Genomic DNA, 10,541 nt, shown 5'->3' with positions numbered 1-10,541 from the left:
ATTGAAAAGCAAAAGAAACAAATCTATTGTACGTATTAGTCTTAGTATTTCATAAACGACCGTTTTTGGTTATGAATAGAGAATTTCTCTAAAAACCTTAAAAACTACCTAAATAGATAACCAAAAATATAACCAAAATCAAAAGACCAATATATCTATTTAAAACCCCTTTTTGGTATAGTTAACATTTTAGAAAAGGAGAGATTTGTGTTGAAATTTGGATATGCACGCGTAAGTACACAAGATCAATCATTATCATTACAACTCGATGCATTAGCTCACTACGGAGTGGATCAGATTTTTGAAGAAAAAGAATCAGGAAAAATGAAAAATCGACCTCAATTAGATGAACTGCTTAAAGTTTTACGTAAAGGTGATACGGTCATTGTTTATAAATTAGATCGTATTAGTCGTAGTACCAAACATTTAATTGAGCTTATGGAATATTTCGAATCAAAGGAAATTCATTTTGTTTCCATACAAGACAAGATCGATACCACAACTGCTATGGGACGATTCTTTTTCAGAATGTTAGCCAGTATAGCAGAATTAGAACGAGATATTATTAGTGAACGAACGAAGGATGGATTGACGGCTGCTAGAGCTAGGGGAAGAAACGGAGGTAGACCGAAGGTTGATTTAAAGAAAATAGAACTTGCTATAAAAATGTATGAAAGCAAAGATTACTCATTATCTCAAATTAAGACGGCAACAGGGATTGGAGCGACAACCTTATATCGTTATCTAGAAAAGAAAAAGATATCTAGCAAGGAGTTGTAGCATGAGAGGGAAAGAATTACTAACAGAAGATCAAAGAACGGAATTTATACGAATTCCAGCTGATATGAGTGAAAGTGAACTAGAAACTTATTATACTTTTTCACAATATGATCTTGAAATTATAAAACGACACAGAAGAGATCATAATCGATTAGGCTTTGCTATTCAATTATGTGTTCTATGCTATCCTGGATGGTCCCTTTCAGACGTTGGACCTATTCCAGATTACATAATAGAATACATAGCTAGCCAAATTGATGTTAATCCTCATTCATTTTCTTTATATGCCCAACGAGAGCCAACTAAACATGAGCATATGGAAGAAATCCGTCAAGTTTATGGTTATCAAAATTTCTCCTTAGGGAACTATCGCAAGGCAGCTCATTTTCTTTTGAATCATGCCCTTCAAAATGGAAATTCAATGTATCTTCTTCGTACAGCACAAGAAGAACTACGTAATCAGAAAATTATTCTCCCTGGCATGACTACTATAGAAAGGCTTGTTTGGGAAACTCGTCAACGAGCAGAGGAAAGGATTTTTAAATCATTAACTTGTACTCTTTCCAAATGGCAAAAACAAAAGTTAGATAAACTTATAGATCCATTTGTAGACAATAGAAAAACCCCTTTAGCATGGCTGAGGGAGCTTCCCGGCCAATCTTCACCTGAAGCCTTTTTAAAAGTAATAAAGCGCTTAGAATATATTCGAGAATTAAAATTAGAAATAAATACAGAACAAATCCATCCCAATCGGTTACTTCAATTATCTCGTATTGGAGCACGGTATGAGCCACACTCATTTCGAAGATTTAAAGAAATGAAGAAATATGCAATTCTTGTTGCCTATCTAGTAACACTAAGCCAAGATCTAATTGACCAAGCAATTGAAATTCATGATCGACAAATGATGATTTTACAATCAAAGGGTCGTAAAACACAAGAGGAAATGCAAAAAGAAAATGGAAAAGCAGTGAATGAAAAAGTCGTGCATTTTGCAGATATTGGAGCTGCACTTATTCAAGCACGAAATGAAGGGCTCGATCCATTTAATGCTATTGAAATGATTATGCCATGGGATAAAATTGTTTCTTCCGTTGAAGAAGCCCAAAAATTAGCCCGACCGATGGATTACGATTATCTAGATTTGTTAGAAAATCGGTTTTCTTATCTAAGAAAATATACTCCTACTTTTCTTAAATCTCTTGAATTTCGTTCTACACAAGGTACAGAACCATTATTACAAGCCCTAAAAACGCTAAATGAAATAAATGAATCTAGTAAAAGAAAAATTCCAAATGATGCCCCGGTAGATTTTATTCCCAAACGTTGGAATAAGTATGTTTATGGTGATGATGGAATAATTAACCGGCACTATTAGGAGATGGCTGCACTAACAGAGTTGAAAAATCATATTCGTTCAGGCGACATATCCGTAGTCGGTAGTAGACTTCATAAAGATTTTGAAGAGTATCTTGTTCCTAAAGAAGATTGGACAACAACTCGTCTTACGGAAACTAAACTAGCCGTTCGTTCATCGGCAGATGAATATCTTGAGGAAAGAAGAAAGTCACTAGCTCAACGCCTTACATGGGTTTCAAATAATCTTGATTCTCTTGAAGGAGTAAATATCGAAAAGGCTAAGATCCGAGTGGACCGTTTGGAGAAGAATACACCCGAAGAAGCGAGAGCTTTTAGCCTGTCTTTATATAATATGTTGCCAAGAATAAAGCTCACTGATCTTTTAATGGAGTTAGCACACTGGACAGGATTTGATGAAATGTTGATACATGCATCAACCAATCGCCCACCAAAGGGAGAGGAAAAAGTAGTTCTCATGGCTGCTCTCATGGCGATGGGAACTAACATAGGACTTACTAAAATGGCAGAAGCGACACCAGGAGTTACCTATCATCAAATGGCTAATGCAGCGCAATGGCGTTTATTCGATGATGCTATAAGTCGTGCACAAGTGACATTAGTAAATTTTCAACATAAGCTTAAACTAGCTTCCTATTGGGGAGATGGAAGTACCTCTTCCTCTGATGGAATGCGCGTACAGGTTGGTGTTTCATCGTTACATGCCGATGCCAATCCACACTATGGGTCTGGAAAAGGGGATCGATTTACCAGTGATCAATTTTCAAGTTTTTATACGAAAGTCATTAATACCAATGCTCGTGATGCTGTACACGTTATCGATGGATTACTTCATCATGAGACAGATTTAAATATTGAAGAGCATTTTACAGATACAGCTGGCTACGCCGACTCAGTATTTGGATTGAGTCATTTACTAGGATTTCGTTTTGCACCAAGGCTACGTGATTTAGCTGACTCTAAGCTTTTCACCATCCAAATGCCGAATGAATTCCCAAAACTAGAAAATATACTCCGTGGTCGTATTAATACTAAAATTATTCAAGAGAATTTTGATGACGTATTGCGTGTAGCTCATTCTATTCGAGAAGGAAAAGTGTCTGGTTCACTTATTATGGGGAAATTAGGGTCATATGCGAGACAAAATAAACTTGCAATTACTTTGCGAGAAATGGGGAGAATCGAAAAGACCATTTTTATTTTGGATTACATATCTAACGAAACACTACGCCGTCGAATTCAGCGAGGACTAAATAAGGGGGAAGCCATGAATGGGTTAGCAAGAGCCTTATTCTTTGGAAAACGAGGTGAGTTACGAGAACGAGGAATACAAGACCAACTACAACGTGCAAGTGCGCTTTAAATATTCTAATAAACGCTATTAGCGTATGGAATACTGTTTATCTTACAGAAGCAACAAAATTATTGAAGGAAAAGGGGAGTTTGAGAGAAGATTTACTTAAACATGTCTCTCCGTTAGGATGGGAACACATTAATTTTCTTGGTGAATACAACTTTGATGCAAGTAAAGTAGCAAGTCTACATTCATTACGACCTCTTATTCAATAATACTAAAAGCCGATGATTCCTTAGCGTAGGAAAAACCGGCTTTCTTCATGTCGCAATTTGCTTAGCGTATGTTTTCCGCGTTTTGTTGGTAGGACCCCTAAAAGTGATAAAGAATGGGTTGGGATTGCTCAAAGAAAGTTTAAGGTAAATCACCAGCAGACCCTCGATCATGTTGAGGATTATACACTGAACCGGGAGTTTTATAAAATGGGTGAAAAAAAATGGGCGGAAAAATTTCCAAAAAACCTTTACATACCATAGGGGGGTATAGTATATTGATTGTGGAGGTGATAAAATGTCTGAAATCGCCAATGAAAATTGTCACTTTACTGAAGAAAGAAAAAGCCATCATTCCGATATAGTGAAAAAAAATTTGGTTAGTCGTTTGAATCGAATCGAAGGTCAAATACGAGGAATAAAAGGGTTAATCGAGAAAGATACTTATTGTGATGATGTTATTACCCAAATTGCAGCTTCACAGTCGGCTTTAAATAGTGTAGCCAAAATTCTTCTGGAAGGGCATTTAAAATCTTGTGTAATGGAACGGATTAACGAGGGAGATACAGAAGTATTAGATGAATTTCTTTTAACAATAGAAAAATTAATGAAAAAATAAATGGGAGTGTTTATTTGATGGATAAAATCACTTTGAATGTTAAAGGAATGTCTTGTGGTCATTGTGTTAATTCTATTGAAAGAAGCGTAGGTGAATTACAAGGTATTAAATCAGTAAAAGTCCATTTAGAAGCAGGAAATGTAGACGTAGAATTTAACCCTTCTGAAGTATCCTTAAGTGAGATCAAAGAAACTATTGATGATCAAGGATATGAGGTTGAATAGTAAAAATAGATAACGTGCTTTAAAATGCACGTTATCTTTATCAATGAAATATACCCCCATCCAGTATAAGTGAGGTGCTTCAATATGAACAAAGAAATAAAAGAAACAAATTTTCAAATTACTGGAATGACATGTGCGGCTTGCGCCACAAGAATTGAAAAAGGCATCAAAAAAATAAATGGGGTAAAAGAAGCTAATGTTAATTTGGCGCTGGAAAAGTCCAGTATAAAATATGATCCTGAAGTGGTAACAGAACAGGAGTTTCAAAAGAAAATTCAAGATTTAGGCTATGATGTTGTAAAGGAAAAAGTGGAATTTGATATTACGGGAATGACCTGTGCAGCTTGTGCAAGTAAAATTGAAAAAAAATTAAACAAATTAGATGGAATTGATAAAGCAACTGTTAACTTTGCATTAGAAACAGTTCTTGTAGAATATAATCCAGAACAGGCCTCCGTTCCTGAAATAAAAGAGGCTATAAAAAAGCTAGGATATACTCTCGAACAAAAAAAAGAAAATACTGAGCAACAAATTGACCATCGACAAAAAGAAATAGAAAAGCAACAAGGAAAGTTTATTTTCTCTCTTATCTTGTCATTTCCATTATTGTGGGCCATGGTGAGTCACTTTGAATTTACACGCGCTATTTGGCTGCCAGATATGTTTATGAATCCTTGGGTTCAATTTGCTCTTGCAACTCCAGTGCAATTTATTGTCGGTAAACAGTTTTATGTAGGGGCTTTTAAAGCATTAAGAAATAAGAGTGCAAATATGGATGTGCTTGTGGCACTTGGTACATCAGCTGCCTATTTCTATAGTCTATATTTAAGTCTAATGTCAATTGGATCCGGCGCACATATGATTGAACTCTATTATGAAACAAGCGCAGTTCTTATTACACTAATTCTATTAGGCAAACTATTTGAAGCAAAAGCGAAAGGACGCTCTTCTGAAGCAATTAAGAAGCTAATGGGATTACAGGCTAAAAATGCAACAGTCGTTCGTGATGATAAAGAGATCATGATCCCAATTGAAGAAGTTTTAGAAGGAGATATTGTTTATGTAAAACCAGGTGAGAAAATACCGGTTGATGGTGAGATTGTTGAAGGTCAGTCAGCTGTTGACGAATCGATGTTAACAGGTGAAAGTATTCCAATTGATAAAAATGTGGGAGATACCGTTATTGGCTCGACCATTAATAAGAATGGTTTCCTGAAAATTAAAGCAACAAAAGTCGGTAAAGATACAGCCTTGGCTCAAATTATTAAGGTAGTGGAAGAAGCTCAAGGTTCAAAAGCACCAATCCAACGTTTAGCCGATGTAATTTCAGGAATATTTGTTCCGATCGTTGTCGGAATTGCAGTGGTTACTTTCCTTATATGGTATTTTGTTGTAAGTCCCGGCGAATTTGCAGAAGCTCTTGAGAAATTTATTGCTGTATTGGTTATTGCTTGCCCTTGTGCACTTGGTCTTGCTACCCCAACTTCGATTATGGCTGGTTCAGGCCGTGCAGCCGAATTTGGGATTTTATTTAAAGGTGGAGAGCATCTGGAGACCACTCATCGCTTAGATACGATTATTCTTGATAAAACAGGTACGGTTACAAATGGGAAACCATCTTTAACCGACATTATTTTAGCAGAAGGTATTGAAGAAAGTGAATTTCTTACCCTTGTTGGTACGGCGGAGAAAAACTCAGAACATCCACTTGCCGAAGCGATTGTTGAAGGTATAAGGGAAACGGGAATTGAGCTAGGATCATCTGAAACATTTGAAGCCGTTCCGGGATTCGGAATCCAATCAACGGTGAATGGAAAACAATTATTCATTGGTACACGCAGACTAATGGCTAAACATAATATCATCATACAAGACGAGTTAGCCAAAATGGAGAGATTAGAAAAGCAAGGTAAAACAGCCATGTTAGTCGCTATCGAGGGTCGTTATGCAGGAATTGTTGCTGTAGCAGATACAATCAAGGAAACATCCAAAGAAGCCATTTCCCGTTTGTACAGCATGGGCTTAGACGTAGTGATGATTACAGGCGATAATACCCAAACGGCACAAGCGATTGCGGATCAGGTTGGAATTAAGAAAGTTATTGCAGAGGTCTTACCGGAAGGCAAGGCTGAAGAAGTGAAAAAGCTTCAGCAGTCCGGTAAAAAAGTGGCGATGGTAGGGGACGGCATTAATGACGCTCCGGCGCTTGCGACAGCTGATATTGGGATGGCAATTGGCACAGGAACCGACGTGGCAATGGAAGCTGCTGATCTTACCCTTATCAGAGGTGATTTAACTAGTATAGCAGACGCAATTTTTATGAGTAAGAAAACGATAACAAACATTAAGCAAAACCTTTTCTGGGCACTTGCCTACAACTGTATAGGAATTCCTATTGCAGCTGCAGGTTTCTTAGCTCCTTGGTTAGCCGGGGCAGCGATGGCTTTTAGCTCCGTATCGGTAGTTCTCAACGCTTTACGACTACAGAGAATTAAGTTAAAGGCTTAAATGTAGAAAGGATGGGGGCTTATGAAACGAGGTATATTGATTTGGGCAGTCTCAGCTATAGTATATCTAGGGTTAGTCATCGCAGGTTACAGTCTATATGCTACGGTAAATCCAAAAACCAATGAACAAACAAAGCATGCTGATCATGATCAGGAGAAAATGGATAATCAAGAGGGGCATCAAGCGCATGAGGACCATAGCACAAACAAAGCCAGCGATGTTACGCCAAAGGTATCTTATGCGAATGGAGAAATTACAATTGAGTTAAAAGATAAAAATAAACATGTGCCGGAACTGGAAGTCTCACATGAAAAACAAATGCATTTAATTGTTGTTAGCTCAGACTTAAAAAAATATTATCATCTTCACCCGGAGAAAAAGAACAATGGGCTATATTCACTGAAGCACAATTTACCAGATAATGCTTATAAAATATTCGTTGATATTAAACCAAAGGGATTAAATTATACAGTAAACCCTATTAAGATAAACGTCGGAAAAATTCATCAGAAACACAATAGAAACGATCTTGATATGGATTTGGAATTAACAAAGACAATTAATGGTCAAACTGTTGAATTAATCAGTCAATCATTTGAAGCAAATAAAGAGATTACCTTAAATTTTAATGTGAAAGATGCTAAACCCGATCCATATTTGGGAGCTTTAGGTCATGTTGTAATCTTAGATGAAGATGGGGAGAAATACATCCATGTTCACCCCGTAGCAGATGATAAGACCGTATTTAAAACTCAATTTAATAAGCCAGGTGTGTATAAGATTTGGGCTGAATTTAAGTTTGGAGAGCGAGTCAATGTCTATCCATTTGTTATAGAAGTTAAAGAATAATGTGTCATTTCACATAAAAATCTTAACATAAAAGTGAAAGGTGATTGTTATGACAAATGTTCAACTTGAGCTTTATACAAGACCTACCTGTTCAGATTGTCAGGCAGCAAAAGAATTTCTATCCAAAAATAATGTACCTTATATTGAGTATGATTTAACGAGACAGCCTTCTAAAGAAGAAGATTTATTCAGAATTACTGGCACAAGAATTGTTCCAACATTTGTGTTTAAAAACAAATCCTTTTTGGGATTGGTCAGAAAAACAAAAGCTTTGATTGGGTTTGAACAGAATATAGATGAAATAAAAAAATATTATATATAGATAATTAACATTGAAATATCAGTTGGAGTAAGTTTTCAACTATCAATAATACCTTACCGGGGTAAAGTAATTAAAATGAATAGTAGGGAGTGGGGATGTTTGGATCAAATAGAAAAAATTGCGAAACTCGCTGTCAACGGTGGGATATCCTTCGGTGCTAAACTAAATGCCAAACAATTATCTGCAATTGTAGAGTACATGAATGATAGTGATGAACTGGAGTTGACTACATTCCAACAACTTTATATTGAGGTGCCTGAAAGTAAAGTGGAATTAGTAAAAGAAAAATTTAAGGAAGTAGGATTGTATTGTTATCCGGTTGGAAATGTTGTGAAAAGTCTGCGTACCTGTAATTTTTGCAAAGGAGAAGAAGAGGAAGGAATGCCGGTGGCAAAAGAGTTAAATCGCCGAATAGCCGGAAAACCAGTACCATTTACCTTAAAGGTATCTTATACAGGTTGCCCGATCGGCTGTGGTGAACCAAGGGTAAGTGACATAGGCATTATGAAAATAAGAGATCATTACAATTTATATGTTGGTGGAAAAGCAAAAGGGAAAGACGCTGAGGTTGGTTCCTTGCTGTTTGAGAATCTTACACCAGAAGAAGTGTACGAAAAAGTAGAAAAAATAATCACCGTATATTCACAAAAGGGTAAAAAACGAGAGACATTCTATAAATTTTTCAAACGAATAGGCAAAGGTCAATTAATAAGCTAATTCGTTGTTGTGCTTAAGTAATGAAGACAAAAGGATGTAATACTAACCAACTTTCCAAACCAACAATGCGCAAGATACATCAAAATTTATTCCTGGGCATTTACCTATAACCTTGTCTTAATTCCTAGTGCTGCATTTGGACTCTTGAATCCGATACTCGCCGGTGGAACAATGGCATTTAGGTTTGGTATCGGTTGTAATGAATGCCCATTCTTTTCTTAAAGATTATGAAATATTTTACGGATTAAATCACCATAGGCATTGGGTTCCTTAAGCTAAGTTAATGTGAACCAAGTAAGCAAAAAATGAAGGCAGCCGATCTATACGATAGACCACTGCCTTTTTGATGATTTTTTAACTAGCCATTTTTCTGCATAATTCTGCACATTTAAAGCAAACTTCGGCGCATTCTTGACAGTGTGCTGCGTTATGTTTTTTACATTCATTTCCGCATGCTTCACAAATAGACGCACATAACTGACAAATTTCTGGAGCAAATGGGCTATTACTAGCCATCGCTTTTGCGGCAAAACCACAGATGTCCGCACATTCACGGTCCAATCGAATACAGTCGGCCATCATTTTTACGTTCTCTTCTTTTAAACAGGCATCATAACAATGGTTACAGATCTGCATACAATGTAAACATTCTTGAATACATTCTTGATATTTTTCGTGCATTTTAATAAGCCCCTTTCATTTTAATAATTATTAATTATAGTTCCCGTAAGTAAGATGTTTAAACGTTTCAGTTGAGAATTCATCATGGGGTATAATAAAAGTAACAAGTACCAAGATTAATTAAGTTGCCGATCAATGTTTTTTTCATTAGGATAGGAGTATTTTAAATAGTAAATGCGCAAAATATTTTATAAATACAGCAAGACAAGAGATCTTTTATAAAATTGATGATCATCTCCACAATTTCTGCACATTTTCGTAATATGATGTTGTTAATTACAAACGCCTAAGGAGGATTATATTTACATGAAAAAACGCAAGAAAAGTCTAGTGATTGTATCATTATTCGCATCTCTTTCCTTAATACTAGGAGCTTGTGCAAACGCAAATAATGATAATGCTAATCAGAAAAAAGAAAACAATGAAGAAATGCAAGGTATGGATCATAGTGAAATGGACATGAGTGGAGAAGTTCCTAAAGGCATGAAAGAAGCAACTAATCCAACCTATAAAGTAGGAAGCAAAGCAATTATAAATGCAAATCATATGAAAGGAATGAATGGGGCCAAAGCTACAATCGTAGGGGCTTATGATACCACTGTGTATGCTGTTTCGTACACACCAACAACTGGTGGTAATAGAGTCGAAAACCATAAATGGGTTGTTCAAGAAGACATAAAGGATGCTGGTGATAAATCTTTCAAACCGGGATCAGAAGTGACCTTGGAGGCAAATCATATGGAGGGTATGAAAGGAGCAACCGCTAAGATTGATACTGCTGAAAAAACAACGGTATATATGGTTGACTATAAGCCGACAACTGGCGGAAAAGAAGTAAAAAATCATAAGTGGGTAACAGAAAGTGAACTTTCAGCTGCTGAGTAAGGTTTGGACAGAT

The 10,541-nt window shown here is 36.3% G+C and carries 9 protein-coding genes and 2 pseudogenes; 10 read left to right on the top strand and 1 reads right to left on the bottom strand.

Annotated features, from left to right (window positions below; all coding sequences use genetic code 11):
• The first annotated feature begins 210 nt into the window (after positions 1 to 210).
• The 9 genes and pseudogenes from BLL41_RS19450 to BLL41_RS23165 form a co-directional block, all read left to right on the top strand.
• Positions 211 to 780: a recombinase family protein gene (locus BLL41_RS19450; protein ID WP_061576715.1), complete on the top strand. Its 570-nt coding sequence runs from the start codon at positions 211 to 213 to the stop codon at positions 778 to 780.
• 1 nt (position 781) lies between these two features.
• Positions 782 to 3,726, top strand: a pseudogene (locus BLL41_RS19445) (Tn3 family transposase).
• A 295-nt stretch (positions 3,727 to 4,021) separates the two neighbouring features.
• Complete coding sequence (locus BLL41_RS19435; protein ID WP_061576713.1) at positions 4,022 to 4,342, top strand: metal-sensitive transcriptional regulator; 321 nt, start codon at positions 4,022 to 4,024, stop codon at positions 4,340 to 4,342.
• A gap of 17 nt (positions 4,343 to 4,359) precedes the next feature.
• Positions 4,360 to 4,566 (top strand): copper chaperone CopZ, encoded by a 207-nt coding sequence (gene copZ, locus BLL41_RS19430; RefSeq protein ID WP_061576712.1) that lies wholly within the window; start codon positions 4,360 to 4,362, stop codon positions 4,564 to 4,566.
• Positions 4,567 to 4,650: 84 nt separating this feature from the next.
• Complete coding sequence (locus BLL41_RS19425) at positions 4,651 to 7,074, top strand: heavy metal translocating P-type ATPase (protein ID WP_061576711.1); 2,424 nt, start codon at positions 4,651 to 4,653, stop codon at positions 7,072 to 7,074.
• 21 nt (positions 7,075 to 7,095) lie between these two features.
• Positions 7,096 to 7,923, top strand: coding sequence for a hypothetical protein (locus tag BLL41_RS19420; RefSeq protein WP_061576710.1), 828 nt, complete (start codon positions 7,096 to 7,098; stop codon positions 7,921 to 7,923).
• Positions 7,924 to 7,972: 49 nt separating this feature from the next.
• Positions 7,973 to 8,245, top strand: a complete 273-nt coding sequence (locus BLL41_RS19415; RefSeq protein ID WP_061576709.1) for a glutaredoxin family protein — start codon at positions 7,973 to 7,975, stop codon at positions 8,243 to 8,245.
• 75 nt (positions 8,246 to 8,320) lie between these two features.
• A complete protein-coding gene (locus BLL41_RS19410) occupies positions 8,321 to 8,962 on the top strand; it encodes an NAD(P)/FAD-dependent oxidoreductase (protein ID WP_061576708.1) in 642 nt (213 codons plus the stop codon).
• Positions 8,963 to 9,000: 38 nt separating this feature from the next.
• Positions 9,001 to 9,184: pseudogene (locus tag BLL41_RS23165) on the top strand (hypothetical protein); the annotation flags it as partial.
• A gap of 132 nt (positions 9,185 to 9,316) precedes the next feature.
• Here BLL41_RS23165 and BLL41_RS19405 read toward each other — a convergent pair.
• Positions 9,317 to 9,643, bottom strand: a complete 327-nt coding sequence (locus BLL41_RS19405; RefSeq protein WP_071579109.1) for a four-helix bundle copper-binding protein — start codon at positions 9,641 to 9,643, stop codon at positions 9,317 to 9,319.
• A gap of 306 nt (positions 9,644 to 9,949) precedes the next feature.
• On the opposite strand from BLL41_RS19405, the gene BLL41_RS19400 reads away from it, so the two are divergent.
• Positions 9,950 to 10,528, top strand: a complete 579-nt coding sequence (locus BLL41_RS19400) for a YdhK family protein (RefSeq protein ID WP_061576707.1) — start codon at positions 9,950 to 9,952, stop codon at positions 10,526 to 10,528.
• The last annotated feature ends 13 nt before the right edge of the window (positions 10,529 to 10,541 follow it).

Source organism: Bacillus sp. FMQ74 (assembly GCF_001875785.1).
Lineage (GTDB): Bacteria > Bacillota > Bacilli > Bacillales > Bacillaceae > Bacillus > Bacillus stercoris.
The sequence above is the reverse complement of the archived record's forward strand: the minus strand, read 5'-3'. Positions and strand labels throughout refer to the sequence as shown.